Here is a 17,182-nt window from a genome sequence, read left to right as displayed (position 1 = left end):
CAATAAATGGTTATAATTTAATTTTATTAATTTACAAAAAAGCGGTCCTGCTATTATAGCAGGACCGCTTTTTTATTGGCTGACTTATTAGCTTATTCCGTAGGATGTTCTGGTTCTACCTTAACCGGTTTATCTTTCTCCTTTTTAGGAAACATAATCGAAAGAATAACAGAGCCTATTAGAATAGCCGCTACTATTAAAAGGGCATAAAGCATATCAAACTTAAAGAAACCTGCTGTTAGTAATTTAGCCCCAATAAACACTAATATTAATGACAAGCCAAAATGCAAATAATGGAATAACTGCATGATGCCGGCTAAAGCAAAATACAAGGCGCGCAAGCCCAATAAGGCAAAAACATTAGAGGTGTAAACGATAAAAGAGTCCTGAGATATGGCCAGAATAGCCGGAATAGAATCGGCTGCAAAAACCACATCGGTTGTTTCAACCATTACCAGCACAATAAAGAGGGGAGTTGCAAATAAAATATTATCTTTCCGAATAAAGAATTTATCAGCTACCAGCGTATTAGTAACAGGTATAAAACGGCTAACAAACTTCACTACCGGATTAGACTCCGGATCTATTTTCTCTTGTTTCGTGGTGGCCATCTTTATACCCGTAAATATTAGGAAGGCACCTAAAATATAAGTTATAAAGTGAAATCTTTCCAGCAAAGTAACTCCCACCAATATAAACACTGCGCGCATTACCAGGGCGCCTAATACTCCCCAGAAAAGGATTTTATGTTGGTATTGAATGGGTACATGGAAGTACCCAAAAATCATTAAGAATACAAATAGATTGTCAACACTTAAGGACTTTTCAATTAAATAGGCCGTCAGGAATTCCATAGCTGGTTCGCGGCCCATTTTTATGTAAATAAACAGGTTGAATAACAGCGATAGGGTTACCCAGAAAACGCTCCATAGAATTGCTTCTTTAATCTTTACTTCATGGGCTTTTCGGTGGAATACAAAAAGATCCAGGCCCAGTAAAAGCAAGACAAAAGCATTAAAAATTACCCAGAAATAAATATTAATTTCCATTCTGCCAGAGTTATGAACCTTATTCTCCAGGTAATAAATATTTTAACTTATTGCTAAAATGCGCTAAGTAATATACCAATTACCAATGGCAAATAAAGTTAAATATAGTTGTTGTGGCAGGTATACGGAAAATATATAGGAAAAGTGAGTAAAACTTATAAAAGGTAATAGTTTAACGGGTAAAATGCCGGAAATAGCTGTCTATTTTCATTTTAAGTACGCCTAAAAAAGCTTCTTTAATAATGCCTTTGCTCATTTTAGACTGCCCCTTGGCGCGCTCCGTGAATATAATAGGAACTTCTTTGATCTTGAAGCCAAATTTATAAGCCAAAAATTTCATTTCAATTTGGAATGCGTATCCAATAAACCGGATATTGTTCAAATCAATTGTTTCCAGAACCTCTTTGCGGTAGCATTTAAAGCCGGCCGTAGCATCCTGAATAGGCATACCAGTAACAAGCCGAACATAATAACTGGCAAAATAAGACATAAGTACCCGGTTCATGGGCCAGTTTATGACATTAACACCTTCTATGTATCGGCTGCCAATGGCTACATCATGGCCTTGATCATGACAAGCAGCTCGCAGTCGTACCAAATCTTCCGGGTTATGCGAAAAATCAGCATCCATTTCAATGATATACTGATAGCCCCGGCGGAGTGCATATTTAAAACCGTGGATATAAGCAGTACCTAATCCTAATTTACCTTTTCGCTCTTCCATGAAAAGCTTATCCGGAAACTCTTTTTGTAATTCCCGAATAATATTGGCGGTACCATCCGGCGAACCATCATCAATGATTAAAACATCAAAAGGAACAGGTAATGAAAATACTTTTCTGATAATATCAGGGGCATTCTCTTTTTCGTTGTAGGTTGGAATTACAACAAGCGCATCATTCATGTGGCAAAGATAGGAATTGAAGGGCAAAGCTAATTTATGGAATTGATAAAAGGAAAAATTTTCTTTTTTATAGAAGTAAAAATGGCTGGCGCTTAGTAAGGATTAAAATCACTTTATAACTTGCATTTGTAATTTGCTGCTTAAAATTAATTTAAATGAATTTAAATAAATGTGTTTTCCTGGATAGGGATGGCGTTTTGAATGAAGAACGGGGTGAGTATACGTTTACTGATAGCGATTTTTTGATTATAGATAAGGTGCCGGAAGCTATACAACTTTTAAAGGAGCATGGTTATTTATTAATTGTTGTAACCAACCAGGGAGGAATAGCAAAAGGAATTTATACCAAAGCGGATGTGCAGCGCTGCCACCAGAAATTGCAGGCTGTGTGTAACGATAACATAAATGCCATTTATTATGCGCCGGCTCATCCTTCAGTTTCGGCTTCCCTGGCCCGCAAACCTGATTCTTTAATGTTAGAGCGAGCCATTGCTAAATATAGCATAGATGTTACCCAATCTTATTTGGTAGGCGACCGGAAACGCGATATGGATGCCGCTCTAAAAGTTGGCGTAACTCCTATTTATGTTGAAAATACGGAAACACCCCCGACCGGAATTACTAAAGTGAAAAATTTATATGAAGCGGCAGAATTTATACTAAAACAAAAAACCGGCATGTAGCCGGTTTCCTGTTCAATAGCATTACTTATCTGATGTATTAAATACGGGCAGTAGAAGATTTAACTACTTCTTTAGCGTAGTTAAGATCGTTATTAGATTTAGCATTAGAATAAGCCGGGCATATTTTCTGGCCACAGGAAGCTAATCCTAACAAACATACAGCAGATAGTAGAGTCAATATTTTCATGGGTTTTTCGTTAATATATCAAAATTAAAAAATTTAATTAATTAATAATTAAGCAGAACGAAATATTTTATAAGTAACCCAATATTTTTAACATCGATTCACTGCTTTGCTCTTCAGCAAAAAGCCAGGTTTTTAATTTCCCATTTTCATCGCGATCAATAATTACGTGCTTAGGAGCTGGAATTAAACAATGTTTTATACCGCCATAACCACTTAACGATTCCTGATACGCACCCGTATGGAAGAAACCGATGTACAAGGGCTCTTTTTCGTTTCTTGTAATCTTCGGCAGGAAAACCTGAAACGAGTGGGTTTCAGAATTGTAATAATCCTGGCTGTCGCAGGTTAAACCACCGATCTGTATACGTTGATATTCCTTGTTAAGATGATTTATGGACAATAAAATATAGCGCTGGCTTAATGCCCAGGAATCTGGCAAGTTAGTAATAAACGATCCATCAATCATGTACCACAATTCTTTATCGTTTTGTAGTTTCAAATCCAGGATAGAATATATATTAGCTCCGCTTTCCCCAACTGTGTAAATACCAAATTCAGTAAAAATATTTGGTTCGGGCACGCCTTCTTCTTTACAAATCCGCTGAATGGTTCGTAATATTTCCTCAATCATGTAGCGGTAATTGTATTCAAACTGAATAGAGGTTTTAATTGGGAAACCTCCACCAATATCAATAGAATCCAGTTCCGGGCAAGTCTTTTTAAGCTCGCAGTATTTATGAATAAACCGGCTTAATTCACTCCAGTAATAACTGGTGTCTTTAATACCGCTATTAATAAAATAGTGCAGCATTTTCAGCTCAAATTTGTCATTACCTTTTATTTTATTCAAATAAAGGTCAACAACATCGTTGTAGCGAACTCCCAAACGAGATGTATAAAATTCAAATTTAGGCTCCTCATCAGATGCTACCCGAATACCTACCCGGGTTTTGCCAACGGTTACGTGCTCCTGGTAATAATCAATTTCATCGAAACTGTCCAGAATAGGCGTACAGTTGTAAAAGCCGTCGTTAATTAAATCAGTTATGTTACGACGGTAAACTTCCCGCTTGTAGCCATTACAAATAATGTAGCTATCTTTTCTTATTTTGCCTTTCTCGTATAGTGCCCTAATAATAGGAATATCATATCCAGAAGAAGTTTCTATATGGATATCATTCTTTAAGGCTTCTTCCAGTACAAAAGAAAAATGAGATGACTTGGTGCAGTAGGCATACGTATAAGAGCCCTGATAATCCAGTTTCTCCATAGATTCATGAAACAGCTTTTTTGCTTTCTGAATCTGAGAACTGATTTTAGGGAGATAAGTTAATTTTAAAGGCGTTCCATACTCTTTAATGATTTCCATTAACGGAATGCCATTGAAAATCATTTGATCGTCTTCCACATGAAATTCTTCTGTAGGGAAATCAAATGTCTGATTAATTAGATCTATGTATTTATCCATTCTTTGGTGTTAGTTCCTAGTAGTTCGTGTAAAATTGTTTGTATTTTACCATCTTTGCAAAACTTTGTTAGTAGTTTTAATAAAACCTTAACAATAGCAGCAGGTTAAAATAATATAACCTAAAAGGTTAAAGTAAATTTATCTGCTTGTAGAAGAGTAAAATCATTAATAAAACAAAAAAGCTGCATTTAAATTCATTATGAGTGTGGCCACGAAGTAAATTTTTTCTAACCTCTTTTTGCTTGCAGAAGAGAAATTTTTGAAATGAAAGCACTAGAAAACCACCTTGCCCAAGCCATTACCGGAGCCTTACAAAATTTATTTTCAATAAGTGTTCCGGCCGAACAAATTGCTTTACAGCCTACTCGACGGGAGTTTGCCGGTACGTTTACTTTTGTTACGTTCCCTTTTACCAAACAAGCTGGTAAAGGTCCGGAGCAAATAGGGCAGGCTTTAGGTGAATATTTAAAAAGCAACATAGCCGAAGTAGCTGATTTTAACGTGGTGAAAGGGTTTTTAAATCTGGTAATCAGCGATGCAACCTGGCTTACTATTTTTCAGGATCTGGTTTCGGGTAAATCAGCGGAACGTACTGCCCCAGCCCAAAAGGTAGTGGTAGAGTACTCTTCGCCTAATACCAATAAACCTTTGCACCTAGGCCACTTGCGCAATAATTTCTTAGGTTATTCAGTAGCTGAAATATTAAAAGAAAACGGCGATGAGGTATCTAAGGTAAATTTGGTGAACGACCGTGGTATACACATTTGTAAATCGATGGTAGCCTACCAAATATTAGGAAATGGCGAAACCCCTGAATCAGCGGGCATAAAAGGTGACCATCTGGTTGGTAAATACTACGTTGCTTTTGATAAAATATACAAAGAGCAGATTGAAGAACTGGTAGGCAAGGGAGTAGAAAAAGAAGCTGCTAAAAAAGAAGCCCCTATCATGCAAGAAGCTTCTAAAATGCTGTTGCGTTGGGAAGAAGGAGATACCGAAACGATAGGGCTTTGGGAAAAAATGAATGGCTGGGTATATGCCGGATTCGACGAAACGTATACCAATATTGGCGTTGATTTTGACAAATATTATTACGAGTCGCAAACCTATTTATTAGGGAAAGACTTTGTTGCCGAAGGATTAGCAGCAGGCGTTTTCTTTAAAAAAGAGAATGAATCTGTTTGGGTAGATTTACAGGAAGAGGGACTGGACGAAAAACTGGTACTGCGGGCAGATGGGACATCAGTTTATATTACTCAGGATTTAGGTACAGCTGATTTAAAATATAAAGATTTTGGGTATGATAAGTCGGTTTATGTTATTGCCGATGAGCAGAACTACCACATGCAGGTGCTAAAAGCTATCCTGAAAAAACTGCAAAAACCTTATGCCGATGGTATCTATCACTTGTCTTATGGTATGGTAGATTTACCTTCTGGTAAAATGAAATCACGGGAAGGAACAGTGGTGGATGCGGATGAACTGGTAGCAGAAATGATAGATACCGCCCGCCAGCGTACCGAAGAACTTGGTAAAATTGAAGGCCTGTCGGAACAGGAGTTAAAGCGCTTGTACCACATGCTGGCCTTGGGAGCCCTCAAGTATTTCTTGTTAAAAGTAGATCCTAAAAAGCGAATGCTCTTTAATCCCGAAGAATCCATTAACTTCCAGGGAAATACCGGTCCTTTTATTCAATACACCCACGCCCGTATTTCGGCAATAATGCGTAAGGCCGGCGAATTAGGTTTAGGCAGTAATGCAACAGATTTTAGCGGATTACAAAATTTACACGAAACCGAAAGCGAGGTAATTACGATGCTGGCTAATTACCATAAAGTAGTAGCAGAGGCGGCTTCTTTGTATGCCCCTTCCGTAATAGCGCAATATGCTTATGACTTGGCTAAAGCCTATAACCGGTTTTATACAGAAGTTTCTATATTTCAGGAAACAAATCCGCAGGCTTTACATTTTAGAGTAGCATTTTCAGGGCAGGTAGCAACTACAATTAAAAATGCCATGCGCTTATTAGGTATTGAAGTACCAGAACGGATGTAATAAGAACAGCCTTGTTTAAACAAATTTTAACGCTTTTAGTATTGCTAGTTACTGTTGGTTGTCAGCAACCGCAGGATAAACTAATTTCTAAAACTATGGATACTACCACTATACAAGCACAGGAAAGTACTGCCGGGCCATCTATATATGATTTTGAGCTAAAAACATTAAATGGCGAACTTATACCACTTAATGAATTTAAGGGTCGGAAAATGTTAATTGTAAATGTAGCCTCGGAGTGCGGTTATACACCTCAGTATAAAGAGTTACAGGCGCTATATGGTAAATATGGCGATAAAGTAGTGGTATTAGGTTTTCCGGCTAACGATTTTGGCGGCCAGGAGCCCGGCTCTAACGAAGAAATTGCGACCTTCTGTGAAAAGAATTTTGGCGTAAACTTTCCTGTGTTTCAGAAAATTTCTGTTACCGGGCCTGAAACACACCCATTATACAAATGGCTTTCCGATAAATCAATGAATGGCGTAACAGATGAAAAGCCTACTTGGAATTTTTGTAAATATTTAATAAGCGAAAATGGCCGTATTATTGGCTTTTTCCCTTCAAAAGTCTCTCCTCTTAGTTCTGATATAATATCGGCAATTGAGGATAAATAAGGAAGCATTATCTAAAGCAACATTTATTTTTGGCGAAGCATAACATTAAGGCCTGGGTGGCCGCATTTCGGTTGCGTACGCTACCATTGGCCCTGTCTAGCATTGGGATGGGAAGCTTTTTAGCCGCAGCAAATGGTTATTTCCGCGGCGGAGTAGTGGCCTGGTGTGCCCTTACAACGGTGCTGCTGCAAATACTTTCTAACTTAGCTAATGACTACGGTGACTCCATGCACGGAGCCGACAGTGTGAACCGGAAGGGCCCGCAACGAGCCGTGCAAGCCGGGCTTATTACGCCTGCTCAAATGAAAGCGGGCATGGGTATATTTACTATGCTTTCGCTTTTCTCCGGTTTGATGCTTCTCTGGACGGCCTTTGGCACCGAAGGGATTTTCCTGTTTATTCTTTTTCTGATATTAGGATTGGCGGCTATCTGGGCCGCCATTAACTATACGGCCGGTTCCAGGCCCTATGGCTATGCCGGGCTGGGAGATATTTCGGTTTTTCTTTTTTTTGGATTAGTAGGAGTACTCGGTACCTATTTTTTACAGGCGCAGAAATTTTCTTCTGATTTATTATGGCCGGCGGCCAGTTTAGGTTTTTTCTCTACGGCGGTACTTAACATAAATAATATCCGCGACATAGAGTCCGATAAATTAGCGGGCAAAAATTCGGTTCCGGTGAGGCTTGGATCCGTAAATGCCCGCTATTATCATTTATTTTTATTAGCGGGTGGTACTTTAAGCGCGATGATATATACTTTGGGGCACTACTATTCGCCTTGGCAATATTTGTTTTTGCTTACGCTGCCATTTTTAATTATAAATGCCCGGCAGGTTTGGAAACTCAGAACTGCCCCGGACTTAGACCCATATCTTAAGCAAATGGCGATGAGTACTTTATTGTTTGTATTCTTGTTTGGTATTGGATTGCTAGTTTAATTAAACTAAACAATCCAATTAATTAAGTTTATTCTGTCTTTTGCCGGTTTACTGGTTTTATTGGCCGTTGTTCTCCGGTTGGGGCGCTGCTGTCTTTTTTCTTATTGAAAGGTTTTTTGCGTTTTTTCTTATTGTTAAAGGTACGTCCTTCCCCAGAACTACTGTTTTTAGTTGGTGCGTATTCAGGCCCAGGTTCAAACCCTTCGGGCAATGGCAGTTTAGGTAGTTCCTTTTCTATCAGGCGTTCAATACGAATTACCCGGTGCTGTTCCTTGTCGCTTATAAAAGTAATGGCTGTGCCGGTAGTATCGGCCCGCGCGGTACGTCCAATCCGGTGAATGTAGTCTTCCGGGTCTTGGGGTACATCATAGTTAACAACGTGGCTGATATTATCGACATCTATACCGCGCGATAAAATATCAGTAGCTACCAAAATTTTAAACTGTTTATTACGGAAGCCTTGCATAGTCGCTTCCCGTTCCTCCTGGGTACGGTCTGACATAATACCTTCGGCTGAGAATCCCATCTTGGTTAAGGACCGTACAATGTCGTTTACTGCTGATTTGCGGGAAGTAAAAATAACCATGCTGTGCACTTCCATGTTTTTAATCAGGTGTTGCAGGAGCGGTAATTTTTGTTTATCATATACCAGGTAGCTGCGTTGGTCTATGCCTTCAGCTGGTTTAGAAACGGCTAAACTTATTTCGGCGGGATCCTGTAATATTTTACGGGCAAATTCCCGGATTTTGGGCGGCATGGTAGCCGAGAACATAAGGGTCTGTCGTTTTTGAGGAAGTTCCCGCACAATTCGCATAATGTCGTCCATAAAGCCCATGTCCAACATTTTGTCTGCTTCATCCAATACCAGATAGTCCAGTTTATCCAGTTTTACATAACCCATATTCATGTGGGCTATCAAACGCCCCGGGGTAGCTATTATAATATCGGCACCGCTGGTTAAAGCATTTTTTTGCAAGTCCCAGCTATCTCCTTTGTTGCCACCATAAATAGCAATAGAAGTAGCCGAGACAAAATAAGCAAAACCTTCTACCTGGTCGTCAATTTGTTTAGCTAACTCCCGGGTCGGAACCAGGATCAGGGTGCTGGTATGGTCGTGTTTAGCATGGGAGATCCGGTCTAGCAGGGGCAATAAGTAAGCTGCTGTTTTCCCCGTTCCGGTTTGGGCGCAGGCAATTAAATCTTTGTTTTCTAAAATTACCGGAATAGCTTGTTTTTGAATAGGAGTAGGACTTTTAAATCCCATGGCTTGAATCCCGGAAAATAAATCGTCGTGCAGATTAAAAGAGGCAAATGTATCGTCAATCATCAATAAACTTATTGTCTGTGTGTCTTTTGTAAATATAGAAAATTTTAATGGCTTTAGTAAATTAAAATGTTAAGCATTATAACCAGTTTAATCTGCTTCTTAGTTTTTATTTGTTATTTTACCTATATATTAAAGTTCTATATATCAAGAAATAGTTATTTAATTGTTTTGCGATAAATAAACAATAAAAGTAGGAAAAGTTATAAAAGTAAATTTATTGATAAATTGTATATAAGGTCATATTAAACTCAATAACAGCTATATATTGAATATTGATTTATAAAGAATTAAAGAATGTAGTTGTAGTATTTTTTTTTGTATTTAAAAAGTGCAACTGCAAAACAGGTGTCCCGTTCAAGTAAGGTATATAAAAAGTTATAAAAAAATAAGTATATAATTAAACCTTTACTCTGAACTACAATGAAAAAATACATACTTTCTCTATTCAGTCTGCTTTCCTTTTTGCTCTATAGCCAGATAGGCTTTACCCAAGGCAATAACAATAATAAAAATGGCGGAGGAACCACTACTGTTAATTGTTCTGAATCCCAGCCTCGTCCTATTACCGGTGAACAACATCCGTGTCCGGGTACCATTGAAACTTATTGCATCGAAAATGACAGAGGGTATACCTCATTTGAATGGGACGTGCCAAGAGCACAGGCCGGAGAGCCTCCTGTAGGCTGGCAAATCATTTCTGGGCAAGGTACCAACTGCGTAAAGGTATTAGTAGGTTTAAAAAGCGGAACCATGAAAGTTAAAGTAACGGATCCTGTTTGTGGTACTAAAGTAGCTACTTTACCCGTAAAACCAGGAAATGAGTTTGAAGTAGCAATTACCGGACCAACTGAAGTGTGTCCTGATGAAGAGCAAGCTTATACGGCTTCTGTTACAAAACGGAATGGTAATGGGAACGGCAATGGCAATGGAAACAACAATGCAGTTTATACTTATGTTTGGACGGTGCCTTCTGACTGGACTATTGAATCAGGACAGGGTACTTCATCAGTAAAAGTTACTCCAGGTGCCGAAGAAGGTGAAGTAAGTGTATATGTAGCTAACGAAGAAGGAAGAACTGGTAATGGTAACAATGGTGTTGGTGTAGGTGGAATAAAAGCTAATTGCGGAGCCGGTTCGGCTGTGCTTGCGGTAACAATGGGGGAAGAGTGTGGCGATTTAACTCCATTGCCAGTAGAGTTGGTATCCTTTAAAGGAGAAGCTACTAAGAGTGGGGTACTATTAGAATGGTCTACAGCTTCTGAAAAAAATAACGAGAAGTTTGAAATTGAAAGAAGCCAGAACGGTCAGACATTTGCTAAAATAAGTGAAGTAAAAGGAAATAATAACAGCAGCACCCAGCGCACCTACTCTTTCCGGGATGCCAAAGCTGAAATGGGTACTAACTACTACCGCTTGAAACAAGTAGATTTGGATGGTAAGTTTGAGTACAGCAAAGTAATAGTGGTAGAAAATAGATTTGGAGCCGCTGCAGTAACTAAAATTTTAGTAGCTCCAAACCCGATAACCACTGGCCAGTTTGCCGTAGCTCTAGAAGGAACTGAAGGTGGTGTGTTACAAATTATGGATATGAGTGGCCGGGTATTATATGCGCAAAATGTGGCCCAAGGCAGTCGGGAGTTGTTGCTCAATGCACAAAGTTTAGGAATGAGCTCAGGTATGTATCTGATTTCGATTAAGAATAATACCTCATCTACGAATGCCAAAATAATGGTAAGGTAAAAGAGAGATAAAAAGTAGACTTTCAGCAGCAGCGGAATGGTTAAAACCACCTCCGCTGCTGCTTTTTTTATGCCCTTTTACTTGCGATATCCCTTTGGGAAATTTAAAATTTAAGTTGCCACAAAATTGTTTAGTAACCCAAAGGTCTCATGACTAAAGTGCCAAAATGTTAGTCATTGATTGATGCTGGCATGTATATTAAATATAGGTTTTGTCCTAATTTGTTTTTGCCTCTCAAAATATATATGTGAAAAAAGAGTAAAAAGCAAGCTAAAAATGTGCTTTTTATATAAACATATCAAGAAAAGCATTGCAATATTAAATATAGGTTATTTAAAGTGCAACTGGTGATTCGGCGCGGCGTTGAAGAAGCTTGTTAACAAAATGATAAAAATATAGAAAAATTTTACTTAAAAATAAAATGAATACAACTATAAAATATGAATTACCCACCTGGAGAGCCCAGGTTAGCTTACCCGGAAACCTGAATTCCATGACTTTTTTCAATGCACAGAGCCAACTTTCTCATCAACCAGAATGGTCAGCTTCTGTTTTAACCTTTTCTGATTCATTAGCACGATAACTATTAACTGAAAAAACTATGAAAAAATATATACTTTCCTTGAGCATTTTATTAGTGGCCTTGCTTGCCACTACCGTTGGTTTCGCCCAAGTTACCACAACCGTTAATTGTACCAAACCATCTAACTGTTTTGATTTTACTTATAAAGGTTACGTTACTAATGTGAATGGTACCGTAACGCTAAACTTTAGCGTTAAAGTAAATTGTGGTGCTGATTTGAGCCATGCTTCATTTGAGTTACCTGCAGGAGCAACAGCAACTAATCTTTCTGGTCCTGGTAGTAACCAAGCAAAGAACCCAACTAATGAGCCTTTTTACTCTGTAAAGTTTGAAATGGGGAGTGGGTATAAAAATGGAGAAACGGCCAATTTCTCTTATACGATTACGGCTGCTCAGTTTTTGGCTATGACTACCATAAGAGCTGAAGCAAAAGCATCAGCTACAGTGGGTATGGTTGCCTTTAATGCAAAAGGTGGTTGCGAACCAATTATAACCGATCCAACGCAAAATTGCCCAACCTCTCAACCGCGCCCTATTAGCGGTGAACAACATCCTTGCCCTGGTGCCATTGAAACGTATTGCATCGAAAACGATAGGAATTACACTTCTTTTGTATGGGATGTACCAAGAGCACATGCCGGTGAGCCACCAATTGGATGGGAAATTATTTCCGGACAAGGTACTAACTGTGTTACCGTAAGAGTGGGTTTAAAAAGTGGAACCATGAAAGTAACTGTGCAAGACCCGATTTGCGGTACTAAAGTAGCTACATTGCCAGTCAAACCAGGAAAATATTTTGAAGTAGCCATCACCGGCCCAGATGAAGTTTGTATAGATGAAGAACAGACCTATACTGCCGCTGTTACGCCAAGACAAAATGGCCACAACACCGACTACAATTTTATATGGACAGTGCCTGTAGGATGGACAATTGTTTCCGGACAAGGTACCTCTAACTTGGTAGTAGAACCAAACGGAACGGCAGGACAAGTAAGTGTATATGTGGCCAATGAAGAAGGCCGGACAGGCGATGGCAACAATGGTACTGGAGTTGGTAACATCAAAGCTAACTGTGGATCGGCCTTCGCTGTAAAAGAAGTAGAAGTTAGTGAAGATTGCGATTTGACACCTTTACCGGTAGAGTTGATTTCTTTCAAAGGGGAAGCTACCAAGAGTGGAGTGTTGTTAGAGTGGTCTACAGCTTCTGAAAAAAATAACGAGAAGTTTGAAATTGAAAGAAGCCAGAACGGTCAGACATTTGCTAAAATAGGAGAGGTAAAAGGCAATGGCAACAGCGCAACCCAACGCACCTACTCTTTCCGGGATGCCAAAGCTGAAACCGGTACTAACTATTACCGCCTGAAACAACTAGACCTGGATGGCAAGTTCGAGTATAGCAAAGTAGTGGTAGTAACTAATGCAGCAAGCTTAACCAGTACCTCTGCTAAACTCTTAGTTGCTCCAAACCCGGTATCTGGTGGTCAGTTTAGCTTATTGCTGGAAGGCATTGAGGGTGGTCAGTTACAGGTTATGGATATGAGTGGAAGAGTTTTATTCACCCAAACAATTAATCCGAATGTTAGGGAGCTGACGCTGAACACGCAATCGTTAGGTATGTCCTCAGGTATGTATATGATACTGGTGAGAAACAATACTACCAGCACCAACACAAAATTAATTGTAAGATAAAAACTAAAAGTAAGTAAAAAAGCTGTGGCAGCAGCGGAAATGGCACTTGCCGGCTCCGCTGCTGCCACAGCCTTTTTAGAGAATAAATATAAAGAATAAACGTAACAGGTTAAGAGCGGAAGCAGTTTAAACTATTTTGCAGGCTGTTAAAAAATAATAAATTGCGTCTTTATATACATATCTAAAAAAGACTAAAAGTTTATGTCAGGGCATAGTAAGTGGTCTACAATTAAGCGTAAAAAAGGCGCGCTAGACGCCAAAAGATCAAAAATATTCACCAAAATTATAAAAGAAATTACCGTTGCTGTACGGGAAGGAGGTCCAGATCCGGAAGGGAATCCACGTCTTCGGTTAGCCATTCAGAATAGCAAAGCGGCCAACATGCCCAAAGACAATGTAGAGCGGGCAATTAAAAAAGGCTCGGGTTCTGATGGTGCTGTTTACACAGAGGTAACCTACGAAGGGTATGCCACCCATGGAGTAGCAATTTTTGTTGAATGTATGACGGATAATATTAATCGTACAGTTCAAAATATCCGGTCAGCTTTTAATAAATATGGCGGCAGCCTGGGCACCAATGGCTCTTTAGAGTTTATTTTTGACCGGAAAGGGGTATTTAACATTAAGTTAAGCGATAACCTGACTTTAGATGAAGAGGAATTCACGCTGGAAATGATAGATGCCGGTGCAGAAGAAGTAGCTTTTGAAGAAGATTATGTTACCGTTTATTGTGCCATGGAAGATTTTGGGGCCATGCAGAAAAAAGTGGAAGCGCTAAAGCTGGAAGTAGAAAATGCCGAACTGCAACGGATACCCAATACAACGGTAACCCTGGATGAGGAATCGCTTAGGAAAGTGATGAAGTTTATTGATGTCCTGGAAGACGATGACGATGTGCAAAAGGTATATCATAATATAGAACTGAATGAAGAAGCCCTGGCAGCACTGGAGTAAGCAGGTAGCCAGGTCTTTTATGGAGCGTGCGTCATAAAAGAAGGTGGCGGTTGCTATTTTATAAAACTGAAATCTTTAACATTTTTAAGTTATTTACGGTAAATACCTATCGGTTCTTTAACCGGTGCCGTTTTATAAGCTACAGCTAGGTAAATAAACTATGGAAGATAAACTTGAGGTAATTTTTGAAGGATTAAAACAAAAGTCAATAACTAAGCAAACCATATTCCGGAATACGAAGGAAACTTTTGATCAACTCCGGGATTGTGCCTACCATATTGTGGAAGAACTTAGCAAAAAAATTACCGAAGTAGACTCTACAGTAGCAATTGAATACCGGAATATAAATGATTTTGAATTTCAGATAAAGTTTTCCGGCGATTTACTCATTTTTGTGATGCATTCTAATGTGGTTACCTTTTCGGAGGATAATGCCTTGATGACCACGCCTTATGTAGAAGAAGATTTTAGAAGAAGATTTTTCGGGCACATTATGGCGTATAACTTTATGGCTGATTCTATAAAGTATGGTCGGATGAACGATCCGGGATATTTGCTGGCCCGCTTACTGATAAATTTTGAAAACCATTACCACATAGAAGGAGTAACCGAACTGGATTTACCTACCTGCGATATTGCCAAAAATCTTATAGATGAAGATGCCCTGCGGCTATTTATAGAGAGTGCCATGGTGGCGGCTGTAAATAACGACTTAATGGCGCCGGATATTGATGATATTAAGAAAATTACAGTAAAACAGAAAATGGAGAACCAGCAGGTAAGTCGAGGTCAGAAATTAGGTTTCAGCTTTAGCTACGAACAATAACCGTAGCTAAAGCTGAAATTTTTTAATCCATCAGGTCAGCCAGTTCCAGCCAACGTTCTGTTTTAGCTTCTAATTCAGCTTCTATTTCTTTTAATAAAGCCGCATTTTCAGCCATCTTTTTATGGTCAACGCTTTCGCTGGCCATTTGGTTAAACAAGTCTGTTTTCCGGGCTTCTAATTGCTGAATAGCTTCATCTAATTGCTCAAACTCTCTTTTTTCATTAAAAGAGAGTTTCCTTTTCTTTTCAGTAGTACCTGGCATGGCAACAGGTGCAGCCGGTGCCGGCACTACAGGTTTTGTTTCCGGCTTTTCTTTTTCTTCTTTTTCCTGTTCGGCTAGATATTCGCGGTAATCTGTGTAATTACCAGGAAAGCTTTTAATATTTCCTTCGCCATCAAAAACAAATATGTGCTCCACCAATTGGTCCATAAAATACCGGTCGTGCGAAACAATAAGTAAGCAGCCTCCAAAGTTTAGCAGGAAGTCTTCCAGAATATTTAAGGTAATAATATCCAGGTCGTTAGTAGGTTCATCCAGAATAAGGAAGTTTGGGTTTTTGATAAGTACCCGTAATAATTGTAACCGGCGCTTTTCCCCTCCGCTAAGTTTGCTTACATAGGTGTATTGCATAGCCGGGCTAAACTGGAAATGCTGCAGAAATTGAGCAGCTGTAATGGTTTCGCCTTTTCCGGTTTCTACTACTTCTGCTATTTCTTTTACTACATCAATTACCCGTTGGTCGTCCCGGAAAGTAAGTTCATCCTGGGTATAGTAACCAAAAACAGTAGTTTCGCCGGTAGCTATTTCACCGCTATCAGGTTGTAATTTACCAGTAAGTATATTTAAGAAAGTTGTTTTGCCAGCCCCGTTCTGACCAATTATACCAATACGGTCTTTCTTTTTAAATACATAGGAGAAATCATTTATTACTCTTTTCTCGCCAAATGATTTATTGATATGATCAACCTCAATAATCTTTCCGCCCTGGCGGGTTGTTTTAACCGACAGCTCCAGGTTGGTGGTGGTTACTTTGCTATTAGCTTTATCTTTTAAATCATAAAAAGCATCTATCCGGGATTTTGATTTGGTACCCCGGGCTTTTGGTTGCCGGCGCATCCAGTCCAGTTCTTTGCGCATCAGGTTCCGGGCCTTTTCTATTTCGGCGTCCTGTTGTACTTCCCGCTCGGCCTTTTTCTCCACAAAATAGGTGTAGTTTCCTTTGTAAGAAAATATTTGCCCCCGATCTAGTTCGGCAACCTCAGTGGCTACTTTATCTAAAAAATAGCGGTCGTGGGTAACCATTAGTAAGGTTTGCTGCGAGGTAGATAAAAGTCCTTCCAGCCATTCAATGGTATCCAGGTCCAGGTGGTTGGTAGGTTCATCTAAAATTAGTAAATCGGGCTCATCAATGAGCACACGGGCCATGGCTACCCGTTTACGCTGTCCTCCGGATAATTGACTAATCTGACGATCCAGGTGATGGATACCCAGTTTCGATAATATTTGTGTGATTTTTAATTCATAATCCCAGGCTCCCAGTTCGTCCATGCGCTCCATTACCGCTTGCATTTTCTCGGCGGATGTATTGCTATCTTCTAAACACTTTTCATAATCCTGAATGGTCGCCAGTATTTCATTACTGGTAGCAAAGATTGTTTCGTGCACCGTCAGGGATTCGTTAAAAATCGGCTGCTGTCCTAAGTATCCTATCTTTATACCTTTACGCACACTCACCGAACCTGTATCCGGGGGGATAAGGCCAGCTAAAACATTTAAAAGTGTGGATTTACCCGATCCATTTATGCCCACCAGGGCAATCCGTTGCCCCAGGTTTATGCCAAAGTTAAGGTTCTGAAAAAGCCACCTATCGCCGTAGGATTTGGAAATTGATTCTGCTGAAAGGTAATTCATACTACAAAGTTAGCTAAAACGCCTAAGTTATACGTGTCTTCCTTAAAGTTTTGTACAGGTTTGGCTCTATATAATAACCTGCGTTAGCATCCTGGGTTATAAGTGAATTTCTTCGCTATAAAGCCCGGAAGTTATAAAATGCCATGTACTTGGCCGATTGCTGTTAATTCTTGTCGGGTTCTGAGCATAAATCAGCTTTACTGATTTTTCATCCTAGTGGTCGCAGTGGTCATGGTAGCGGAGCAGTTAAGGA

General features: G+C 39.4%; 15 protein-coding genes. 9 read left to right on the top strand and 6 right to left on the bottom strand.

Annotation, left to right across the window (positions count from 1 at the left end):
• Nucleotides 1–92: 92 nt before the first annotated feature.
• Both ADHAQ_RS0109650 and ADHAQ_RS0109645 read right to left on the bottom strand, forming a co-directional pair.
• Nucleotides 93–1,049, bottom strand: a complete 957-nt coding sequence (locus tag ADHAQ_RS0109650) for a TerC family protein (RefSeq protein ID WP_026462752.1) — start codon at nucleotides 1,047–1,049, stop codon at nucleotides 93–95.
• A gap of 172 nt (nucleotides 1,050–1,221) precedes the next feature.
• Nucleotides 1,222–1,953 carry a polyprenol monophosphomannose synthase gene (locus ADHAQ_RS0109645; RefSeq protein ID WP_026462751.1) on the bottom strand — a complete coding sequence of 244 codons (732 nt, stop codon included), beginning with the start codon at nucleotides 1,951–1,953 and terminating at the stop codon, nucleotides 1,222–1,224.
• Nucleotides 1,954–2,108: 155 nt separating this feature from the next.
• Here ADHAQ_RS0109645 and ADHAQ_RS0109640 point away from each other — a divergent pair, with 155 nt between their 5' ends.
• Nucleotides 2,109–2,636: a D-glycero-alpha-D-manno-heptose-1,7-bisphosphate 7-phosphatase gene (locus tag ADHAQ_RS0109640; RefSeq protein WP_026462750.1), complete on the top strand. Its 528-nt coding sequence runs from the start codon at nucleotides 2,109–2,111 to the stop codon at nucleotides 2,634–2,636.
• Between the two features lie 37 nt (nucleotides 2,637–2,673).
• Here ADHAQ_RS0109640 and ADHAQ_RS28070 read toward each other — a convergent pair whose 3' ends face one another.
• Together ADHAQ_RS28070 and ADHAQ_RS0109630 are read right to left on the bottom strand one after the other, a co-directional pair.
• Nucleotides 2,674–2,823 (bottom strand): hypothetical protein, encoded by a 150-nt coding sequence (locus ADHAQ_RS28070; protein WP_157433388.1) that lies wholly within the window; start codon nucleotides 2,821–2,823, stop codon nucleotides 2,674–2,676.
• Between the two features lie 67 nt (nucleotides 2,824–2,890).
• Entirely contained in the window at nucleotides 2,891–4,291 is a 1,401-nt protein-coding gene (locus tag ADHAQ_RS0109630) for a type III PLP-dependent enzyme domain-containing protein (RefSeq protein ID WP_026462749.1), read from the bottom strand.
• 264 nt (nucleotides 4,292–4,555) lie between these two features.
• Between ADHAQ_RS0109630 and argS the strand changes: the two genes are divergently transcribed.
• From argS to ADHAQ_RS0109615, 3 genes are all read left to right on the top strand, one after another.
• A complete protein-coding gene (gene argS, locus ADHAQ_RS0109625; RefSeq protein WP_026462748.1) occupies nucleotides 4,556–6,346 on the top strand; it encodes an arginine--tRNA ligase in 1,791 nt (596 codons plus the stop codon).
• Nucleotides 6,347–6,441: 95 nt separating this feature from the next.
• The gene (locus tag ADHAQ_RS25195) at nucleotides 6,442–6,960 is read left to right on the top strand and encodes a glutathione peroxidase (protein WP_084523998.1); all 519 of its coding nucleotides are present in this window, start codon (nucleotides 6,442–6,444) and stop codon (nucleotides 6,958–6,960) included.
• Nucleotides 6,961–6,989: 29 nt separating this feature from the next.
• The gene (locus ADHAQ_RS0109615; protein ID WP_026462747.1) at nucleotides 6,990–7,898 is read left to right on the top strand and encodes a 1,4-dihydroxy-2-naphthoate polyprenyltransferase; all 909 of its coding nucleotides are present in this window, start codon (nucleotides 6,990–6,992) and stop codon (nucleotides 7,896–7,898) included.
• 28 nt (nucleotides 7,899–7,926) lie between these two features.
• Here the strand turns inward: ADHAQ_RS0109615 and ADHAQ_RS25190 are convergent, their stop codons facing one another.
• A complete protein-coding gene (locus tag ADHAQ_RS25190) occupies nucleotides 7,927–9,225 on the bottom strand; it encodes a DEAD/DEAH box helicase (RefSeq protein WP_425393679.1) in 1,299 nt (432 codons plus the stop codon).
• Nucleotides 9,226–9,645: 420 nt separating this feature from the next.
• On the opposite strand from ADHAQ_RS25190, the gene ADHAQ_RS27220 reads away from it, so the two are divergent.
• From ADHAQ_RS27220 to ADHAQ_RS0109585, 5 genes are all read left to right on the top strand, one after another.
• Nucleotides 9,646–10,965: a T9SS type A sorting domain-containing protein gene (locus ADHAQ_RS27220; RefSeq protein ID WP_051359827.1), complete on the top strand. Its 1,320-nt coding sequence runs from the start codon at nucleotides 9,646–9,648 to the stop codon at nucleotides 10,963–10,965.
• Nucleotides 10,966–11,386: 421 nt separating this feature from the next.
• On the top strand, nucleotides 11,387–11,548 hold the full coding sequence (locus ADHAQ_RS28065; RefSeq protein ID WP_157433387.1) for a hypothetical protein: 162 nt from the start codon (nucleotides 11,387–11,389) through the stop codon (nucleotides 11,546–11,548).
• Nucleotides 11,549–11,566: 18 nt separating this feature from the next.
• Nucleotides 11,567–13,237, top strand: coding sequence for a T9SS type A sorting domain-containing protein (locus tag ADHAQ_RS27215; RefSeq protein WP_051359826.1), 1,671 nt, complete (start codon nucleotides 11,567–11,569; stop codon nucleotides 13,235–13,237).
• 201 nt (nucleotides 13,238–13,438) lie between these two features.
• Nucleotides 13,439–14,191 (top strand): YebC/PmpR family DNA-binding transcriptional regulator, encoded by a 753-nt coding sequence (locus ADHAQ_RS0109590; RefSeq protein WP_026462746.1) that lies wholly within the window; start codon nucleotides 13,439–13,441, stop codon nucleotides 14,189–14,191.
• A 160-nt stretch (nucleotides 14,192–14,351) separates the two neighbouring features.
• Nucleotides 14,352–15,017, top strand: a complete 666-nt coding sequence (locus ADHAQ_RS0109585) for a hypothetical protein (RefSeq protein ID WP_026462745.1) — start codon at nucleotides 14,352–14,354, stop codon at nucleotides 15,015–15,017.
• Between the two features lie 22 nt (nucleotides 15,018–15,039).
• Here the strand turns inward: ADHAQ_RS0109585 and ADHAQ_RS0109580 are convergent, their stop codons facing one another.
• Nucleotides 15,040–16,929 (bottom strand): ABC-F family ATP-binding cassette domain-containing protein, encoded by a 1,890-nt coding sequence (locus ADHAQ_RS0109580; protein ID WP_026462744.1) that lies wholly within the window; start codon nucleotides 16,927–16,929, stop codon nucleotides 15,040–15,042.
• Nucleotides 16,930–17,182 lie beyond the last annotated feature (253 nt).

Source organism: Adhaeribacter aquaticus DSM 16391 (assembly GCF_000473365.1).
Classification (GTDB): domain Bacteria; phylum Bacteroidota; class Bacteroidia; order Cytophagales; family Hymenobacteraceae; genus Adhaeribacter; species Adhaeribacter aquaticus.
Note: the sequence above shows the minus strand (reverse complement) of the source record. Positions and strands in the feature narration are given on the sequence as shown.